This is a genomic window from Pseudomonas sp. EA_35y_Pfl2_R5 (assembly GCF_963970805.1).
Classification (GTDB): domain Bacteria; phylum Pseudomonadota; class Gammaproteobacteria; order Pseudomonadales; family Pseudomonadaceae; genus Aquipseudomonas.
Map to the genome: position 1 here is coordinate 14,164 of NZ_CAXAOW010000014.1, position 19,026 is coordinate 33,189.

Sequence of the window (19,026 nt, forward strand, 5' to 3'; positions counted from 1 at the left end):
TACCCGCTGGCTATAGTCCGCACCATCCATAACAAAAAACACATGGAGTAGCGTCGATGACAAAAACAAAACAAACCTGGCGCCTGGCAAAACTGCCACTGGCCGTCAGCCTCGCATCCACCCTCGCCGCACCTGCATTCGGCGTTACTTTCAATATTGGTGAAATCGAAGGTCAGCTCGACTCTTCCTTGTCGGTCGGTGCGAGTTGGTCGGTGAAAGGTGCTGATAAAGACCTGATTGGCTTTAACAATGGTGGCCGTGGACTGTCGCAGACCACTGATGATGGTCATTTGAATTTCAAGAAAGGTGAAACTTTCTCGAAAATTTTCAAAGGTATCCATGACCTTGAACTGAAGTACGGCGACACTGGCGTTTTCGTTCGGGGTAAATATTGGTACGACTTCGAGCTGAAAGATGAAAGCCGCCAATTCAAAGATATCAGTGACAGTAATCGCAAAGAGGGTGCACAAGCCTCTGGCGGTCAAATCCTTGATGCCTTCGTTTATCACAATTACGACATCTTGGATCAGCCTGGTTCGGTACGTTTGGGTAAGCAAGTAGTTAGCTGGGGCGAAAGTACTTTTATCCGTAACAGCATCAACGAAATTAACCCGGTCGACGTTTCTGCATTTCGCCGCCCAGGCGCTGAGATCAAAGAAGGTTTGATTCCAGTTAATATGTTTTACGTATCGCAGAGCTTGACAGAAAATCTCTCCATGGAGACTTTCTATCAGCTTGAGTGGGATCAGACAGTTATCGATAACTGCGGTACTTTCTTCTCCCAGGCGGATATTGCAGCGGATGGTTGCGATAATAATTTGGCCGTTCTCAGGACTGAAAGCCAGCTCACAACTACATTGGCAAATAATGTAGCGGCGTTAGGTGCTGTTCCCGGCGCAATGGATGCGGTTTTGGGTGTTCTTAATGCCAATGGTGTAGCTTGGGAGGTCCCAGATGAAGGGGTCTTGGTTCGTCGATCCGCCGACCGCGATGCCCGTGATAGTGGCCAGTGGGGCTTGGCGTTCCGCTATATGTTTGAGCCGTTAGACACTGAGTTTGGTGCCTATTTCATGAACTATCATAGTCGCGCTCCTTTCTTTAGCGGATCGTCTGGTCCTGCCTCTGCATATAGTGCAGCAGGGTTAGGTGGTCAACTTGTCGGTGCACTTACTCCAATAGTAGGCGGCGCGGGTGCGGGTGCTATCGCGGGGGGTATTACTGGAAGCTTATTGCCTTTAGTCATTGCCGGTAATGGCACCTACTTTATGGAGTACCCAGAAGACATCAAGCTCTATGGTTTGAGCTTCTCTACAACATTGCCTACCGGCACATCATGGGCCGGCGAAGTTAGCTATCGCCCTAATGCTCCTGTCGCTCTTAACTCTACCGATGTTCTGTACGCTGGTTTAACACCTGTGGCTCCGAACGTTTCTCTTCTGCAAGGTACTCCAGGCACTGATCTGCATGGTTACCGCCGCAAAGAAGTAACCCAGTTCCAGACTACATTCACCCACTTCTTTGACCAAGTCATGGGCGCTAGTCGTCTTACTCTGGTTGGTGAGGTAGGTGTTGTGCACGTCGGCGGCTTAGAGAACTCCAGTGACGTTCGTTACGGTCGCGATGCTATTTATGGTTCGGGCTCGCTGCCGGGCGACCAATGCCGTACGACTAACCTTGGCGGTCTTGGTGGCAATCCCGATGCGAAGAATCTGACCAAGTTTTGTGAGGACGATGGATTTGTTACCTCAACCGCTTGGGGTTACCGCGGTCGTGCCATCTGGGATTACCCAGATGTATTCGCTGGTATTAACCTGCGCCCAAGCGTGTCCTGGTCGCATGATGTTGACGGTTATGGCCCGAACAACCTGTTTGTTGAAGGTGCAAAGGCTGTCAGCCTGGGCTTGGATGCTGAATACCAGAACACCTACACCGCCAGCTTGGCGTACACCGATTTCTTCGGCGGTAAATACAACACTTCAACTGACCGCGACTTCGTGGCACTCAGCTTCGGTATGAACTTCTAAGCGGACGAGATTTTTGAGGACGACTATGACTATGAAAACAACAAAAAGTCTGCTGCAAACCGGCGCCCTGACACTCTCGCTGTTGGCCAGCGGTGTGATGGCGGCGGTATCGCAGGATGAGGCGGCCAAGCTGGGTACCACGCTGACCCCAGTCGGTGCGGAAATGGCAGGTAGTGCCGATGGTTCTATTCCAGCCTGGACTGGCGGCCTGCCAGCCAGCGCTGGCACTGCTGATGCTGCTGGTTTCCTCTCGGACCCGTTCCCGAATGAGCAGCCGCTGTTTACCATCACCGCGCAAAATGTGGATCAGTACAAAGACAAGCTGACCCCTGGCCAACTGGCGATGTTCAAGCGTTACCCGGAAAGCTACAAAATGCCGGTGTTTGCGACTCACCGTACTGCCACAATGCCGGATGCCGTCCTGGCAGCTGCGAAGAACAACGCAGTCAACACCAAGATGGTTGAGGGTGGTAACGGTCTGGAGAACTTCGACCAGGCTTATCCTTTCCCAATTCCAAAGGACGGTCTGGAAGCGATCTGGAACCACATCACCCGTTATCGCGGCGGCAGCGTGAAGCGTCTGGTAACTCAGGCTACTCCGCAGGCCAATGGTTCTTACAGCCTGGTTTATTTCCAGGATGAGTTCACCTTCCGTGGTGCGCTGAAGGATGTAGATACCAGCAAGCCAAGCAACGTGCTGTTCTACTTCAAACAACGCGTAACCGCTCCATCTCGCCTGGCGGGTAACGTACTGCTGGTACACGAGACCCTCAATCAGGTGAAGGAGCCGCGTCTGGCGTGGTTGTACAACGCCGGTCAGCGTCGCGTGCGCCGCGCGCCGCAGGTGTCGTATGACGGTCCAGGCACTGCAGCTGATGGCCTGCGTACTTCCGATAACTTCGACATGTACAACGGTGCTCCTGACCGTTACGAGTGGGAGCTTAATGGTAAGAAGGACATCTACATCGCTTACAACAGCTACCGTCTGGATTCACCGAAGCTGAAGTATGACGAGATCATCAAGGCTGGCCACATCAACCAGGACCTGACTCGTTATGAGCTGCACCGCGTATGGAATGTGACTGCAACCCTGAAATCGGGCGAGCGTCATATCTATGCCAAACGTGACTTCTACCTTGACGAAGACACCTGGCAAGCCGCTGTCATTGACCACTACGACGGTCGCGGTACTCTGTGGCGTGTGGCCGAAGCCCATGCTCAGTACTACTACGACAAGAAAGTGCCGTGGTACAGCGTAGAGACCCTGTATGACCTGCTGTCCGGTCGTTACCTGGCTCTGGGTATGAAGAACGAAGAGAAAAGTGCTTACGAGTTCGACTACCCTGCAAAGGAAAGCGATTACACCCCAGCGGCCCTGCGCCAGGCTGGCGTACGCTAAACCTGAGTAATGCTGCTTAAAGAACCGGCCCCTGAGGGCCGGTTTTTTATGGCCAGCCATCCATGGTGGCCTCCTTTCGGTCGATCGCGGCGTGACGCTAAAAATGGCTCCCGGCCATTTTTTTATGTCTGTGATAAAAGCCGGGAAATGTTCAATAGGTGGTGAGCAATCATTGCTGTTTGCTACCTGATGGCCGCAAGGGCTTCAAATGCGCGCATCAAGAGGCTAGTCTGCGGGGCATTGGTAGTGCCTCTGCCTGACTACTACAAGAAACCGGCTAATGACTGATCTGTCCCGCATTCCTGGTTTGGTTGCCGCGCCCAACGTACTGGGCGGGCATTTCTATCGACCACCCTTACCGGCCAGTTACGTAGCGCGCCCAGAATTGTGTGAGCGTCTGCTGGGCGGCCTGACGGGGCGCTTGCTGCTGATCAGTGCGCCGGCCGGTTTTGGTAAAAGCTCACTGGCCATCGAGTTCTGCGAGCATTTGCCCGAGCACTGGCAAAGCCTGTGGCTGGGCTTGAGTTCGCGTGACAGTGATCCGGGGCGTTTTCTTGAACGGTTGCTTGGCGGCGTGCAGCAGTTTTTCCCTGGTGTTGGGCAGGAAGCGCTGGGCTTGCTGCGCTTGCGTCAACGGCATCAGCCGTTTGCCTTTGAAGAATGGCTCGATGGTCTGCTCGATGAGCTGGCGCTACGTCTCGATCCTCAGCAACCGTTACTGTTGGTGCTGGATGATTACCACCTGGCACAGGGCGCGGTGCTCGACCGCTGTTTGCAGTTCTTCTTGAGCCATCTGCCGCCCGGCCTGGTGATGTTGGTGACCAGTCGCCAACGCCCGGACTGGCACTTGGCGCGTCTACGTCTCTCGCGGCAACTGCTGGAGTTGCACGAGCAGGATCTGCGCCTGAGCGATACGGAATGTACTGAATTACTCGCGCTGCAGGGCCGCGTGCTGTCAGCCGAGGCGCTGGCCGTTCTGCTGCAGCGCAGTGAGGGCTGGGTCGCGGGTTTGCGTCTGTGGTCACTGGCCGCCAGTGAATCGCAGGAGTCCGCAGCGCTGCCGGCGCTGGCCCAGGGCAGTGATGGATTAATTCATGATTATCTGCTGGAGGAGGTAATCGAACGCCAACCTCCCGAGGTACAGGCTTTTCTCTACGAAACCGCTTGCCAGGAGCGCTTCTGCGCCGAGCTATGCGATGCCCTGCGCGATGCCCATGACAGCGCCGCTATCCTCCGTCATCTGCAGGCGCATCAGGTGTTTCTGGTGCCGTTGGATGAGCAGGGCAAATGGTTTCGTTATCATCACTTGTTTTCCGATCTGCTGCGCAGTCGCCCGCAGCCAACCTCTGGTCTGCACTTGCGAGCGTGTCGCTGGTTCAGCGCCGAGGGTCTGCTGGATGAAGCCATTGAGCAGGCGTTGCGCGCAGGCCAACCGGATGTGGCAGCCAACCTGGTGCAGAACCTCTCCGAAGAACAACTGCTGGCCGAACAGAACGTCGCCACCTTGTTACGCTGGAAAATGGACTTGCCGGACAGCCTGCTGACCAGCACCCCGCGTCTTATTCTGCTGTACGGCTGGGCACTGGCGCTGGCTTGTCAGCTGGATGCCGCCGAAGAGCTGTTGGCTGAACTGGGGCGTTTTCTCCCCGCCCGTGAGCACTGTGAGCAGGAAGGCCTGCTGGCTCAATGGTTAGCTCTGAGTGGGGTGATTGCCCGTGGACGTGGCGACAGCGCCAAGGCCCTGGCCAATTGCAGCGAGGCGCTGAGCTGTTTGCCGTTGGACCGTTATGGTCAGCGGCTGATGTGCCTCTCCAGCTTGGCTAATCTGGCCATCGTGCATGGTGATTTGTGGCGTGCGCGTGGGCTGAATCGCGAAGCTCTGGAATTGGCGCAGCGTGTCGGTAATCCGCTATTCGAGGCCCTGACCCATTACGATCGTGCGCGCGTGCTGCAGGCCCGTGGCGAAGTGCTGCGCGCGCTGGACGAAGTGCGCCAGGGCCAGCAGCGCCTGGCCAGTCTGCCGGCGCAGCGGCAGTACGCCGCGCGTGGGCGGCTGACCCTGTATGAAGGTTATCTGCTGAGCCTACGTCTGCAACCGCAGCAGGCGAGGCAACGCCTGCTGGCAGGGATAGCCGAAGCGCGTAGCTGTCGCGATATCAGTGTGTTGGTCGGTTACTGCGTGCTGGCCAGCCTGGAAGGGCGCAGTGGCAACTTACCGCAGGCCTTTGCCCATCTGGCCGAAGCGGAACGGCTGATGCATATCTGGGATATTCCGCCGATTTACTACCTGGCGATGATCACCCTGACCAAATGTGAGTTGTGGTTGCGTCAGGGGCAAACCGAGCTGGCGGGTGTTTGGTTGAGCCGTCTGCTGGATGCCTATGGTGGCGAGCAGGCCGCGGCGGCCCCCGAGTTTCATCCGCAATTGCCGCTGCATATCCAATTGCATCTGGCCACTTACGAGCGTTTGCAGGGCGAGAATGAGCAAGCCGAGCGGCGTTTGCGTGGCTTGAGTCAACTGGCGCAGAACGCCGGCGGACAGTTGCTCGGGGCGATTGCACAGATGCAACTAGTGGCCCTGCTGCGTGCTGGCGGTCGTGAGCGCGAGGCGCAGCAGCTGCTGCGCAGTGCTTTGCAGGCAGCCGCCGGTGGCGGGTTACTGCCATTTCATGGGCTAATAAATCAGCAGCCGGAGTGGTTGCGCGAGCAGTTGCTGGGGCAGGACCCGAGCCCCTTGATTGAAGCCTTGCGGCAACACCTGCCGCAGGTAGCGCAGATGGACAGCCGGGACGACTATGCCGGTGTGGTCGATGCTCTCAGCTCGCGTGAATTAGCAGTGCTGCAACTGATCGCTCAGGGCTGTTCTAACCAAGAGATTAGCGACAGCCTGTTTATTTCCCTGCACACGGTGAAGACCCACGCTCGGCATATCAACAGCAAGCTTGGCGTCGAGCGGCGCACCCAGGCCGTAGCGCGCGCCAAGAGCCTCGGTCTACTGCACTGACTCAGTCGGTACCGACAGGTCGAGGCTGCGTGCGGGCGCCTTGCGCGGCTGCGAGTTTGCTTTGCACATCCTGCTGGATACTCAACAACACCGGCTGTAACTCGCGCATGTTGGTCTGCACTTCTGTATAGGCATGCTGCTGGGCAAGCTGCTCAACGCGTTGCAGCAGCGTATCGCGAACATCTCCGCTTAAATGGATAAACAGCTCGGGTAGTTGCTTGCTCAGTTCGGCGCTGTAAAGCACCAGCTCTTCACGGCCGAACTGTTTGGTCAGCCCCAGATAGTCCAGGGCGCTTGAGGTAAGCATGGCCGCTGCCGCCTTGGTTTCATGCAGGCCCTGCAGGCGTACCGGGTTGCTCTGCTCGGTTTCCGAGAGGGTCATCCAGAACTCGGTGGTCAGGGTGAACAGCACCGCTTGCTGGCGCAGCGAATAACTCATCAGACCCAACGCCTCGGCAGCATAAGGCTGTTGCACGGCGCGAAAATCGAAATACAGGCGCATCAGTTCCTTGAGGCGAAACAATGCTTCACGGGCTTCGTTCTGCCGTAGTTCAAGCGGTGCGTAGATATTCAACTGCGGGCGGAAGTTCTCTTCGCTGACCATGCGCTCATAGATCGGCCCAGTGAACTCGCCGCTGCGCCGGGGCAGGGCGTTGACCTGGGTGCTGTCGACCTTGTTCAACGCTTCCAGCAATTGCTGATAGTCGGCGCTATTCCAGGGCTTGTGGATATCGGGAATTTTCTGCCCGAGATAGAACAGTTCGGCTGCCTGTGCCGGTGACAGCAGAACCAGCAAAAGGATGGCCAGCGATGGGCAAAGGCGGCGTGTTAGCGTGTTCAGCACAACAATAATCCTGCGGCGATGGCGTAGTTCAGCGTAACCAGCTTGGCTATCCGCGTCACCCGCGCCTTGGTTGGGAAATGTGCGATGCAGCAGGCGTTGGCAGAACTGGGGGCTGTGCGTGCGGTATTTGAGGATCTCGGCGGATACGGCGCGGTGGCCCAGCAGCAAGAGCAGGATGGCGACGGGCCGCTGATCGGCCATCTGCAGCGCACCAATATCCAGCTGGCGGCGATTCCGGTATTTGCCCGCAAGGGGCTGGCGGACACCACAGTGAATGACCTGCTGGCAGCAGCTAATGTGTCGCGGCGTACCTTCTATAAATACTTCGAAAACAAGATGCAGGTGCTCGAAGGCATCTACCAGACGGCCGTGTCCCTGCTTCTGTCGCGCTTCGGTGAGATGCAGAGCCTGGCCGGTAGCCCGCAGGCCTGGTTGCAGGGCATGGTCGGACGTTATTTCGACTATCACCTGGCGGTCGGGCCGATTATCCGTCTGATGCAGGAAGAAGCACTGCGCGCCGACTCGCCGCTGGCCGCGCACCGTCAGCGGGCTCATGCAGAGATGGCACGGCTGCTCGCCGAGCGTTTGCATAGAGTGACCCTGGCGGCCGAGCCGCTGACCTACCGCGCCCTGATCTGGGCCATGGAAGCCGCGTCTCTGGAGTTGCTAAGTCGCGCCGCCAGCCGCGAGGAAATCGAACAGGCCAAACGCGTGCTCAGCGAGCTGCTGATCGCCTCGCTCTGTCCTGTCGCCCGCTCAACCTAGGTTAGGCGTCAGCCCTGGGTAGACATGCTCTGATAGGGCGGATGCGTCTTCCCCAAAACAACAATATCGAGGTGCCTGCATGTCTGCTTCCAGTCTCCCGCTGACGCCGCCGCTGGCGGCCGGTTTTGCCCGCCTGGGTTTCGGCGCTTTGCCGCTGGAAAGCCTCAAGGCGCGCTATGGCAATGCCGCCAATGGCTCGCGCTATATCGAACTCGATGGCTTCAACCTGCATTACCGCGATGAGGGCAGCCGCGACAAACCGGTGCTGGTATTGATTCACGGCGTGGTCGCCTCGCTGCACACCTGGGATGACTGGTTGCCGGCCTTTGCCGCCGATTACCGGGTGATCCGTTTCGATGTGCCGGGTTTTGGCCTGACCGGGCCGGCGCGTGATGGCGTGTATTCCGCCGAGCGAATGATCAAGGTATTCGCCCTGCTGCTCGACTACCTGAGCGTAAGCAAGGCATCGATTGTCGGTAATTCCCTGGGCGGTTATATCGCCTGGAACTTCGCCCTGGCGCAGCCACAGCGAGTGGAGAAACTGATACTGATCGACCCGGCCGGCTATCACATGCACAAGGTGCCGTGGATGATTTCTGCTGCCGCCTTGCCCGGTGCCACCCTGGCCATGCCGCTGTGGATGCCGCGTGCGTTGATCGCCCAGGGCATCAAGGAAGTTTACGGTGAGCCGGCGCGGATCAAACCGGGCGTGGTGGATCGCTACAACGACCTGACGCGGCGGCCGGGCAACCGCCGGGCGATGATGGATATCTTCCGGGTGCTGCTCAAGGTCAATAAAGAGGAGCTACACGGCACTTCGGCGCGGGTTGCGCAGATCCAGGCACCGACTCTGCTGCTATGGGGCGAGCGTGATCGCTGGATTTCGCCCAAGCATGTACCGCTTTGGCAGCGCGATCTGCCGGGGATTCAGGTGAAAAGCTACCCTGGCGTTGGGCATATCCCGATGGAGGAGATACCGCAACAAAGTGCTGCCGATGCTTTGCGTTTTCTGCAGGGGTGATTCTTGGATCTGCGGGCTGCAGTTTCGCCGTGGCCCGCAGTTTTAGTATCGGGTAGGGCATAGCCCGGATTACACCGAGCTGCAGAAAATACTTAGACACAATAAAAAGGGAGCCATCGGGCTCCCTTGTCGTTCGCTTCAGCGTCCGGCTTAGGCCGCCTGGCTTTGCGCAGGCAAATCGAACTCCGCGCGGGTCTGGTAGAGCAGTTCCAGGTTGTTGTGCTGCCAAGGATGGAAGTCCGCTTTGAAGAAGTCCAGATAGGCACCGATCAGCGGGCGGAACACGCCTTCCTTGCCCCACATCCACTGCAGGCCGTCGCGCCACACGCGCCAGTTCCACAGGAGGCCGTCCTGTTTAAGCATGTGCGCCAGGCCTCGGCTGGTGTCGAGCACGAAGAAGAAGGTGCCCATGCGCATCGCCCGACGCAGCAGTTTGCGGCTGCCGCAGACCTGGTTGTACACGTCAAAGGCCACCGCCTTGTGTTCGGTTTCTTCCAGCGCATGCCAGCGCCACAGGCGCGCCATGGTTGGGTGCGCGCCAGTCATATGGCGCGCATCCTTGAGTAGGCCGTCAGCCATGATCGCGGTGATATGTTCCAACGCTGCGGTGGCCGCCAGCTGGCGCTGCGGCGAGAACTTCTTCTGGGTGAAGCGGATCCGTGCTTGGGCGCGCTTCTCGATACGGGTGATGTCGTAACCCAGGTCGCGCAAACGGTTGCTGTATTCCAAGTGCTCGCGGCTATGGTGACCTTCCTGGCCGATAAAGCCACGGATCTGCTCTTTCAGCACCGGATCATCGATCTGGTCGCGGAAGTGCCGCACCGAGTCGATAAAGAAGCGCTCGCCGTCGGGGAACAGCACCGACATGGCGTCGAACAGATGACTTTTGAAGGCATCACCGCTGTGCCAGTGGCGCGGCAGGGGATTGGGAAAATCGAAATCCATATGCCGTGGACGAATCTGCAAACCTTCCGGGGTAGTGCTGATCATGCTGACTCCCTGAGTCCGTGACTAAAGCGTGGTTCACTATGGATTCGCCAAACGGTTAGGCAAAGGTTCACAACAGCCAATTTTTCGGTCATATATGGCCAATATTGCACGGGTGTACCAGGATATATGGCTTGCCAGCGCCGTGGTTAGCTTGCCGAGCCTACGTGCTAGAGCGCTTGCCTGGGCGAAATGGACATTGCGCCTTGCAAGCCCAACCTTCGGTTGTGGTGATCGGCCGCTCAAGTCCTGAGTATGGCCAAAGCTCGCGCAAAGCTGCGCAAGCTGACTGACCTGGCACCGTGCTGTGGGATGCCCTTGTCGGGTTTTGTCGAACAGGGTTATCGTCGCTGTCAGTGGTCATATCTGGCCAGATAATAAGAAGCCCATGAAGCCAACATTGAATTTCTCTGCCGAGCTGGTTCCCGTTGCTTATGCAGCCGCCTTGCTTGACTTTGTCGAGGAGTTGGGCGTGCCGCGCGCGCAGCTGTTTGCCGAGGCGCGGGTCAGGCCCGAGGTGCTGGGCAATCCTCAGGGACGTTTGTCTTTTATTGATTTCACCCAACTCACCAGCAGCGCCCTGCGTTTGTGCGACGAGCCGGCGCTGGGTCTATTGCTTGGCCAGCGGCTGAATGTCTCGACCCACGGCATCCTCGGCTATGCGGTGCTGTCCAGTGCCAACCTGGGCAAGGCCATGCAGTTCGCCCTCAAGTACTACCGCGTACTGGGCCTGACTTATGAGCTGGAAATGGTCGAGCAGAGCGAGCGAGTCGAACTGCGCGCCAGTGAGTCAATACCGCTAGGCCCGCTCAGCCGCTTCGCCGCCGAAGGTTTGTTGGCCAGCCTCTACACCATCGCGCGCTTTCTGGTGGGCGAGCGTTTGCAGGAGGTCGAGGTGGGCTTTGCCCATGCCGCGCCGCATTACGCCGAGCGCTACGAGCGGCTGTTTGGCGTGGCGGTGGCGTTTGATCAGCCCTATCACCGCCTGAGTATGCCGGTCAGCTATCTGGACCGACCAATGGCCCTGGCCAACCCGGCCACCGTGCAGATGTGCGAGCAACAGTGCGAAGCCCTATTGGCCAGCCTGGATGTGCAGGACGGCCTGCTGACCCGCGTGCGCCGCCTGCTGCTGGCGCGCCCCGGTGACTTCCCCGACCTGGCCAGCGCCGCCGATGCCCTGCACACCAGTGGCCGCAGCCTGCGCCGGCATCTGTCGAATATGGGCACCAGTTACCAGCAAGTGCTTGATGAGGTGCGCAAGAGCCTGGCCCTGCAATACCTCACCACCACCCACCTGCCACTGTATGAAATCGCCTACTTGCTGGGCTTCAGCGACCCGTCGAATTTTCGCCGTGCGTTCAAGAAATGGACGGGTAAACTGCCCAGCGATTACCGCGCTGAGGAATAACCATGAATTCTGCCGCAACCCCGACCCTGATCCGAGAAACCTTCCCCGTCGGGCCTTTGCAGTGCAACTGCACGATTATTGGCGACCCGCTGACCAAGAAGGCCATCGTGGTCGATCCAGGTGGTAACCCCGAGCACATCATGGCGCGCCTGGAGGCCCATGGGCTGAAGGTGGTGAGCATTATCCACACTCACGCCCATCTGGATCACTTCCTGGCTTCCGGGCAGATGAAGGAGAAGACCGGCGCGACCCTGCACCTGCATAAGGAGGATCAGTTCCTCTGGGACAACCTGGAGATGCAGTGCCGCATGTTCGGCGTGCCCTACACCCCGGTGCCGGCTCCGGATCAATGGTTGGCCGATGATGAAGAACTGGCCTGCGGCTGCGGCGTTGCGCTGCATACGCCGGGGCATACGCCCGGCTCGATGAGCTTCTGGTTCCCGCAGGACAAGCTGCTGATTGCCGGCGACACCCTGTTCAAACGGGGTATCGGTCGCACCGACTTGTGGGGCGGCGATTACCCGACCATTGAGCGCTCGATCAAGCAGCGCCTGTACAGCCTGGACGAGGACGCCACCGTGGTGACCGGCCATGGCGCCGATACGCGCCTCGGTGATGAGATGCGTGATAACCCGTTTGTCCGCGCTTAGCTCGTGCGTTTGCCTACTCAATTCCCCTGTAATGAACTTTAACCACGTATAGGGCTCGAAAACTCAGGTGCTAACCTGATATTCCCTGATCCAACATTCAAAGGAAGTACGCATGAAGCTGTGGCGAAATCTGGCTGTTGTTACCCTCGGTCTTGGCGTGCTCGCCGGCTGTACCACCAACCCTTATACCGGTGAGCGTGAAGCGGGCAAGGCGGGCATCTACGGTGGTGTTGGCGCAGTTACCGGTGCGGTGATTGGTGCGGCCACGTCCAGCAAGAAGGACCGCGCCAAAGGTGCCTTGATCGGTGCGGCAGTCGGTGGTGCGGCCGGTGGTGGTTACGGTTATTACGTCGACACCCAGGAAGCCAAACTGCGCCAGACCTTGCAGGGCACCGGCGTGCAGGTGCAGCGCAATGGTGATGACCTGAAGCTGATCATGCCGGGCAATATCACCTTTGCCAGCAATTCGGCGGATATTTCCAGCAGCTTCTATCCAACCCTTAACTCCTTGGTCACGGTGTTCAAGGAGTTCGACAAGAATGGTGTGGATATTGTCGGCCATACCGACAGCACCGGTTCGTTGGAGTTGAACCAGAACCTGTCAAACCGCCGTGCGCAGAGTGTGGCCTCGTATCTGAGTGCCAATGGCGTTCCGGCCTCGCGGCTGTCGTCTTATGGCGCTGGCCCCAATCAGCCGATTGCCAGCAATGCCAATGAGGCAGGTCGCGCACAGAATCGCCGGGTAGAAATCAACCTGCGCCCACTGTAGCCGCAGGTTGTAAAAAAGCCGCGCATTGGCCCGAATGCGCGGCTTTTTTATGCCTGCGATTTAGACTCGGTCAGCCGTTCAAATCATGTCTAGACTGCTGGCAGTGGTACCAATAACCCTGCCGCATCGACGCGCCGGACATGGACGAAAACTGGAGAAATCATGGACGACAGGCATGCTTCCACCTCGCGTAAACCCTGGTTGCCGTTATGGGTCACCCTGGCCTTGTCGCTTGGTCTGGGGGCGTTGATCGTTTGGCAGTGGCAAGTCTTCGAGCAGCGTGAGCGCGAGCAGCACCAGCAGCGCTTTGAGCTGGAGGCGCAGGACATTGGCCAGCGGGTGAAAAGCCGCATGCGCGCTTATGAGATGGTTCTGCGTGGCGTTTCCGGGTTGATGACTGGCAGTGATTATGTGTCCCTGGCGGAATGGGACCGTGCTATCGATCAGCTGCAACTGCAGGACCGCTACCCAGGCATCCTCGGCCTGGCATGGTCGCGCTACTTGCGTGCCGAGCAGCTTGATGCCTATCTGGCCTCACAGCAGAGCCAGGGACGCGCCGATTACCGCGCACTCCCCACGGGGACGCGCGAACACTACCTGTTGATCGACTACATCAGCCCGCTGGATTGGCGTAATCGCCGGGTGCTGGGTTTTGATTTGCTCAGCGAAACCGTACGCCGCACCACGGTTGAGCAGGCTATCGATACGGGCCAGGCGATACTCAGTGCGCCCGTCACCCTGCGCCAGGAAACCGATACCAATGTGCAGGGCGGGGTACTGCTGTTCCTGCCTGTATACCTGCCCAACATGCCGCAGAGTACTGCCGAGGAGCGCCGGGCGGCCTTGCTGGGCGTGGTGCATGGAGCGTTTCGCAGTCATGAGCTGATGGAAGGCATTCTCGGCGCGCAAGGGCAGCGCTTCGATGTGGCGATCAAGGACCAGCAGGCTTTGAAAACCCCGTTGTTAAGCGTCGACGCGCAAGCCTCCATGCGGCCGCCGCAGTTTCAGCATGTGTTGGAGTTGCCACTCTATGGACGCCACTGGGTGCTGGAAGTGACCAGCACGGCTGCGTATGAGGCGGCCATGCCAAGCCGTGGTGGCATCAGCCTGTGGGTCGGGTTGGTGGCCGCGGCCTTACTGGCCTTGTTGGTCGGCGGCTATCTGTACCTGCGTGAGCGTGAGCTGCACGCCAATCACCTGGCCACCGATAAGCTGCGCGAACGCGAGGAGCGCTTTCGTCTGTTGGTCGAGCGCTTGCCGGTGGCAACGCTGCTGTGCAACGCCCAGGGCCGTATCGAAATGGCCAACCGCAGTGCTGCTGACTTGCTCGATTCGACGCCTGAGGGGTTGATCGGAGAGCGGGTCAAACGCTTTCTGCCGACGGTCGAGCAGTTGAGTGAGCTGGCCATCGATCACGACAGTGCCGAGTTGGTCAATGAGTACCTGGCGCGCCGAGACCTGGGTGAAGAGGTGCCGGTGGGGCTTAGCCTGAGCGTGCTGGGTGATTCGGGTGGGGTCAATTACCTGATCAATCTGATTGACCTGCGCGCCCGCAAAGGCGCTGAAGAGCGTTTTCGCCTGGTGGTCGAGGCATCTCCCAACGCCATCGTATTGGTCGATAACCAAGGCTGTATTGCCATGGTCAATCGTCAGACCGAGCAGCTGTTTGGCTATGCCCGGGAGGAGTTGCTGGCGCAGCCAGTTGAGACTCTGCTGCCTGCGGCCCTGCGTGGTAGTCATGTGCCGATGCGTCAGGGGTATCAAAAATCCCCGGAGCCGCGACGTATGGGTAGTAACCGTGAGCTGTTCGGGCAGCACCGCGATGGACGGCTGATTCCGCTAGAGGTGGGGCTGTCGCCTATCCGCGGTGGTGAGGATGCTCTGGTGCAGGCGGTGATTATTGATATCAGCGAGCGCAAGGCGGCCGAGCAGCGCCTGCGCGACCAGGCCGAGCAGTTGATTTTGGCCAACCGCTACAAGTCGGAGTTTCTCGCCAACATGTCCCATGAGCTGCGCACGCCGCTCAACAGCATCCTGATCCTTAGCGACCAGCTGCGTCTGAACAGTGCTGGCAACCTGACCGAGAAGCAGGCCAAGCATGCCGATATCGTGCACCGTGCCGGCAGTGATCTGCTGCAACTGATCAACGATGTGCTGGATCTGGCCAAGGTCGAATCCGGGCGTATGCAGCTCAAGCTCGAACCCTTGAACATGCAGGACATTCTCGTCGAGCTGGATGCCAGCCTGCGGCCAATGGCTGAGATCAAGGGGCTGCGGTTGCATACCCAGCTGGAGGCCGGTGTGCCGCGGGTGATCCACACGGACCGCATCCGCCTGCAGCAGATCTTGCGCAATCTGTTGTCCAACGCCCTGAAATTTACCGAGCATGGCGAGGTCAGCCTGACCGTGTCCTGCGCCAGAGGCGAGCCGGAGGAGGGCCATGAACTGCTCAATTTCAGCGTGCGCGACAGCGGTATTGGTATCCCTGCCGAGCAACATGAGCAGATTTTTCAGGCGTTTCAGCAGATCGACGGCTCCACCAGCCGGCGTTTTGGCGGCACCGGGTTGGGGCTGGCAATTACCCGTCAGCTGGTGCTGGCGATGGACGGCGAAATAGGCTTGCAAAGCACCCCAGGCCAAGGCTCCTGCTTTACCGTGCAGCTGCCGGTGCGGGTGGTGGCACAGGCGTCGGTGGAGCCAATAGCAGAAGCGCCACAGCGTAGTGGCGAGGGTCCAGCTGTGCTGATTGTCGAGGATGATGTGAATTTTGCCGCCGTACTCGCCGAGGAAGCCCACGCCCACGGCTTTGCCAGCGTGCATTGCCGCTCTGGAGTGCAGGCACTCAGTGTGCTGCAAAGCGAACGATTTAGCGCGGTGATCCTGGATATTCTGCTGCCGGATATCAGCGGTTGGCAGCTGTTTCGCCGCCTGCGCAGCCAGGCCAGCCACCGCAGCACGCCGGTGCATATCATCTCCTGCGTACCGCAACCGGTGGATTGGAACGATGACGGTACGCGTTATTTGGTCAAACCCATCCAGCGGGCGGATTTGGAACAGGTGTTTGTCGACCTGCAGCAGATTGACCAGCTACCCGTACAGCGCCTGTTACTGGTCGAGGATGTTGAGGTTGAGCGCGAGCATTACCGTGAACACCTAGAGCAATTGGGTTTCACCGTACAGGCCTGTGCCCGCGCCGATGAAGCGCAACAGGCCTATGCCGACGGGGTGTTTAGTGCATTGGTGATCGATCTCGATCTACCCGACCAGGACGGTTTTGAATTGCTGGAAAGCTTCAACCGGCAGCGGCCGCTGAATGGCACGCGGGTGGTGATCAATACCGGTGTCGACGTCACACGTCAGGCCTTTCAACGACTTCGCCGTTATAGCGCGGTAGTGGTGCACAAGCATGGTGAGGATATGCAGGCGCTCAGCGAAGCGGTACAGGGTTTTCTGGGCGGCGTAAGTGATTCCTCGCGGGTTGGCGTGCCAAGGGCACAGAATCCATTGGAGGGGCTGCGCGTGTTGCTGGTGGATGATGACGTGCGCAATGTCTATGCGCTGACGGCCTTGCTGGATGAGGTGGGGCTGATCATCAGCTCGGCCAAGGACGGCCAGGAAGCTATCAATTGTTACGAGCGTGAGCCGTTCGACCTGATCCTGATGGATATGGCCATGCCGACCATGGACGGCTACACGGCCACCCGGCTGCTCAAGACCGAGCATGGCTGCAGCATTCCGATCATCGCCCTGACTGCCCATGCGATGAAAGGCGATCGGGAGAAATGCATCACCGCGGGGGCCGATGATTATCTGGCCAAACCAGTCAGCCGCGAAGCCTTGCTGGAGCTGCTGGTACGTTGGCTGGCTACTGCTGACCCGCATACTGGCTCATTCGAGGCGCCTGCAGCGCCGCCGCAGTAGTTTTGTCGCGGCCTGCTACCCTGTACCGCAACAGGAGTCGCAAGGCGCTCGCCAGGGACAAGGGAGGATATATGGCACATGTGCAGCTGAAAATTGCCGCCAGTACACAGATTCTATTGGTAGTAGACGACCGTCCGGAAAATCTGGAGGCCATGCAAGCTCTGCTGGAGGAAGGCGACTGGCAGCTGCGCTGTGTCGACTCGGGCGAGGCAGCTTTGCAATGTCTCCTCGAAGAAGACGTCGGCCTGGTACTGCTGGATGTGCAGATGCCCAACATGGACGGCTTCGAAGTTGCCCGGTTGATGCGCGGTAATCCGCGTACTCGCTATACCCCGATCATTTTTGTTTCCGCTATCGCCCAGACTCAGGAGTCGGTACTCAAAGGCTATGCCACCGGCGCGGTGGACTTCATGCTTAAGCCGTTCGACTCCAACATCTTGCGCCACAAGATTCATGCCCTGCTGGAACACGAGCGCAACCGCAGTGAGCTGTTGCAGCTGACCCAGCAATTGGATACGGCACGGGCGTTCAATGCGTCGGTGCTGGATAACGCCGCCGAAGGGATTATGGTGGTCGGTGAAGATGGCCGTATCAATTTCGCCAACCCAGCCATGGCGCGCATGCTTGATGGTGCGATTAGCGATCTGGAAGGCAGTGAAATGCTTTCCTACCTGCTCAACCCTCAGGTGACTTGCGAGTGGCGCATGTCAGAGTTCTACCGGCAGTGGCGGCGCGGTGAGTCATATCGTCTACACGATGCCAGCCTACGTACGCTGACGGGGGGGCAGGTCCCGGTGGCGCTCTCCTGTTCACCCTTGCCACGCTTGCAGCACGCCATGGTCATCATGGCGCTGGATATGTCGGTGGTGCGCCATTTGCACCAGCAGCTGGAGTCGCAGGCGATTACCGATGCTTTGACCGGCCTGCTCAACCGCCGCGGCTTCTATCAGGCTTTGGATTCGGCGTTGGCGCGGATTGATCGCAGTGGCCAGCGTATGGCCGTGCTTTATCTCGATTTGGATGGTTTCAAACGTATCAATGATTCACTCGGTCACGATGTAGGCGACCGCTTACTGAAGCTGGTCGGTGAGCAACTCAAGATCAGCTTGCGCCCCTATGACAGCCTGGCACGCATTGGCGGTGATGAGTTCACCGCCTTGCTCGACAGCCTGGAGCATCCTGAAGACGCTGCGCGAATTGCCGAAAAGCTGATTGAGCAGGTGTCGGTAAGGCATAGCCTAGACGGCATAGACGTTACCCTGGGGGCGAGCGTGGGCATTGCCTGTTTCCCCGAATGCGGGCAAACCGTGGAAGGCTTGCTACGTGCCGCGGACATGGCCATGTACGAGGCCAAGCGTGCCGGCCGCCAGCAGTACCGTTTTTTTTCCACGGAAATGAACGGGCGTGCGCGCTCACGGCTGATGCTTGAGGAGAGCCTGCGCAGTGCCATCGACAATGACGATTTTGTGCTGGTCTATCAGCCGCAGATCTATCTGCAAAGCGGGCGCTTGCGTGGTTTCGAAGGGTTGCTGCGTTGGCAGCACCGGGTTGCCGGTACCGTGGCGCCAGGGGTGTTTATTCCACTGCTGGAAGAGACCCGCCTGATCAATCGCCTGGGTAGCTGGATCTTTCGGGCAGGGGTAGAAAAATGCCGGCAACTTAGCCAGCAGTACGGTACTGAGCTGGTGCTTAGCCTGAATGTCAGCCCGGTGCAGTTCGGCATGCCGCAGCTGGTCGAAGACTTGCGCCGGGTGCTCGAAGAGCACCAGCTAGATCCCCAGCAGCTGGAGGTGGAGGTGACCGAAAGTGCGCTGATGCAGGATCTGGAAACCAGTCAGGAGCAGTTACGCCAGTTGCGTAAGCTGGGCGTGAAGATCGCCATCGATGACTTCGGTACCGGCTACTCATCACTGGCCTACCTGCGCCATTTCGAGCTGGATACGCTGAAAATTGACCGTCTGTTTATCTCCAATATGCTCGACTCGCCGCGCGACGCTGCGGTGGTCAGCACCATCATCGACCTGGGGCGTAACCTGGGGTTGGAAGTGATTGCCGAGGGCGTGGAGACCATGGTTCAGCGCGATTGGCTGGCGGCGCATAACTGCGCCATCATGCAGGGCTTTTTGGTCGCGCCGGGTCTGAGCGCCGATCAATTGAAGACCTTCCCCGCACAGCTGGATTGGCAGAATTTGCCGTTGCTCAATGAAAAGTCCGCAGATTAAGCGGACTTGAGG

12 protein-coding genes are annotated in these 19,026 nt (G+C 58.7%); 10 read left to right on the plus strand and 2 right to left on the minus strand.

What is annotated here, in order from left to right; translation table 11 throughout:
- The first annotated feature begins 56 nt into the window (after nt 1-56).
- The 3 genes from AACX99_RS18560 to AACX99_RS18570 all read left to right on the plus strand — a co-directional run bounded on the left by AACX99_RS18560 (nt 57) and on the right by AACX99_RS18570 (nt 6,427).
- Nucleotides 57-2,024: a DUF1302 domain-containing protein gene (locus tag AACX99_RS18560; protein WP_339413909.1), complete on the plus strand. Its 1,968-nt coding sequence runs from the start codon at nt 57-59 to the stop codon at nt 2,022-2,024.
- 31 nt (nt 2,025-2,055) lie between these two features.
- Nucleotides 2,056-3,423 carry a DUF1329 domain-containing protein gene (locus AACX99_RS18565; protein WP_339413910.1) on the plus strand — a complete coding sequence of 456 codons (1,368 nt, stop codon included), beginning with the start codon at nt 2,056-2,058 and terminating at the stop codon, nt 3,421-3,423.
- 280 nt (nt 3,424-3,703) lie between these two features.
- Nucleotides 3,704-6,427 carry a LuxR C-terminal-related transcriptional regulator gene (locus AACX99_RS18570; protein ID WP_339413911.1) on the plus strand — a complete coding sequence of 908 codons (2,724 nt, stop codon included), beginning with the start codon at nt 3,704-3,706 and terminating at the stop codon, nt 6,425-6,427.
- 1 nt (nt 6,428) lies between these two features.
- On the opposite strand, the gene AACX99_RS18575 is transcribed toward AACX99_RS18570, so the two are convergent.
- The gene (locus AACX99_RS18575) at nt 6,429-7,268 is read right to left on the minus strand and encodes a hypothetical protein (protein ID WP_339413972.1); all 840 of its coding nucleotides are present in this window, start codon (nt 7,266-7,268) and stop codon (nt 6,429-6,431) included.
- A gap of 87 nt (nt 7,269-7,355) precedes the next feature.
- Here AACX99_RS18575 and AACX99_RS18580 point away from each other — a divergent pair, with 87 nt between their 5' ends.
- Both AACX99_RS18580 and AACX99_RS18585 read left to right on the plus strand, forming a co-directional pair.
- Nucleotides 7,356-8,036, plus strand: a complete 681-nt coding sequence (locus AACX99_RS18580) for a TetR/AcrR family transcriptional regulator (RefSeq protein WP_339413912.1) — start codon at nt 7,356-7,358, stop codon at nt 8,034-8,036.
- A 79-nt stretch (nt 8,037-8,115) separates the two neighbouring features.
- A complete protein-coding gene (locus tag AACX99_RS18585; protein WP_339413913.1) occupies nt 8,116-9,057 on the plus strand; it encodes an alpha/beta fold hydrolase in 942 nt (313 codons plus the stop codon).
- A gap of 150 nt (nt 9,058-9,207) precedes the next feature.
- Here the strand turns inward: AACX99_RS18585 and AACX99_RS18590 are convergent, their stop codons facing one another.
- On the minus strand, nt 9,208-10,047 hold the full coding sequence (locus tag AACX99_RS18590) for a metal-dependent hydrolase (RefSeq protein WP_339413914.1): 840 nt from the start codon (nt 10,045-10,047) through the stop codon (nt 9,208-9,210).
- A 385-nt stretch (nt 10,048-10,432) separates the two neighbouring features.
- On the opposite strand from AACX99_RS18590, the gene AACX99_RS18595 reads away from it, so the two are divergent.
- From AACX99_RS18595 to AACX99_RS18615, 5 genes are all read left to right on the plus strand, one after another.
- Nucleotides 10,433-11,452, plus strand: coding sequence for an AraC family transcriptional regulator (locus AACX99_RS18595; protein ID WP_339413915.1), 1,020 nt, complete (start codon nt 10,433-10,435; stop codon nt 11,450-11,452).
- 2 nt (nt 11,453-11,454) lie between these two features.
- Nucleotides 11,455-12,102: an MBL fold metallo-hydrolase gene (locus AACX99_RS18600; protein ID WP_339413916.1), complete on the plus strand. Its 648-nt coding sequence runs from the start codon at nt 11,455-11,457 to the stop codon at nt 12,100-12,102.
- Between the two features lie 112 nt (nt 12,103-12,214).
- Nucleotides 12,215-12,871 (plus strand): OmpA family protein, encoded by a 657-nt coding sequence (locus AACX99_RS18605; protein ID WP_339413917.1) that lies wholly within the window; start codon nt 12,215-12,217, stop codon nt 12,869-12,871.
- Nucleotides 12,872-13,033: 162 nt separating this feature from the next.
- A complete protein-coding gene (locus AACX99_RS18610; RefSeq protein WP_339413918.1) occupies nt 13,034-16,792 on the plus strand; it encodes a response regulator in 3,759 nt (1,252 codons plus the stop codon).
- A 71-nt stretch (nt 16,793-16,863) separates the two neighbouring features.
- Complete coding sequence (locus AACX99_RS18615) at nt 16,864-19,014, plus strand: putative bifunctional diguanylate cyclase/phosphodiesterase (protein WP_339413919.1); 2,151 nt, start codon at nt 16,864-16,866, stop codon at nt 19,012-19,014.
- Nucleotides 19,015-19,026: the final 12 nt, after the last annotated feature.

Coding starts and splice junctions, on each gene's coding strand:
- AACX99_RS18600 (WP_339413916.1), top strand. CDS start 11,455: ATGAATTCTGCCGCAACCCCGACCCTGATCCGAGAAACCTTCCCCGTC.
- AACX99_RS18585 (WP_339413913.1), top strand. CDS start 8,116: ATGTCTGCTTCCAGTCTCCCGCTGACGCCGCCGCTGGCGGCCGGTTTT.
- AACX99_RS18595 (WP_339413915.1), top strand. CDS start 10,433: ATGAAGCCAACATTGAATTTCTCTGCCGAGCTGGTTCCCGTTGCTTAT.
- AACX99_RS18560 (WP_339413909.1), top strand. CDS start 57: ATGACAAAAACAAAACAAACCTGGCGCCTGGCAAAACTGCCACTGGCC.
- AACX99_RS18605 (WP_339413917.1), top strand. CDS start 12,215: ATGAAGCTGTGGCGAAATCTGGCTGTTGTTACCCTCGGTCTTGGCGTG.
- AACX99_RS18565 (WP_339413910.1), top strand. CDS start 2,056: ATGAAAACAACAAAAAGTCTGCTGCAAACCGGCGCCCTGACACTCTCG.
- AACX99_RS18610 (WP_339413918.1), top strand. CDS start 13,034: ATGGACGACAGGCATGCTTCCACCTCGCGTAAACCCTGGTTGCCGTTA.
- AACX99_RS18580 (WP_339413912.1), top strand. CDS start 7,356: ATGCAGCAGGCGTTGGCAGAACTGGGGGCTGTGCGTGCGGTATTTGAG.
- AACX99_RS18570 (WP_339413911.1), top strand. CDS start 3,704: ATGACTGATCTGTCCCGCATTCCTGGTTTGGTTGCCGCGCCCAACGTA.
- AACX99_RS18590 (WP_339413914.1), bottom strand. CDS start 10,047: ATGATCAGCACTACCCCGGAAGGTTTGCAGATTCGTCCACGGCATATG.
- AACX99_RS18615 (WP_339413919.1), top strand. CDS start 16,864: ATGGCACATGTGCAGCTGAAAATTGCCGCCAGTACACAGATTCTATTG.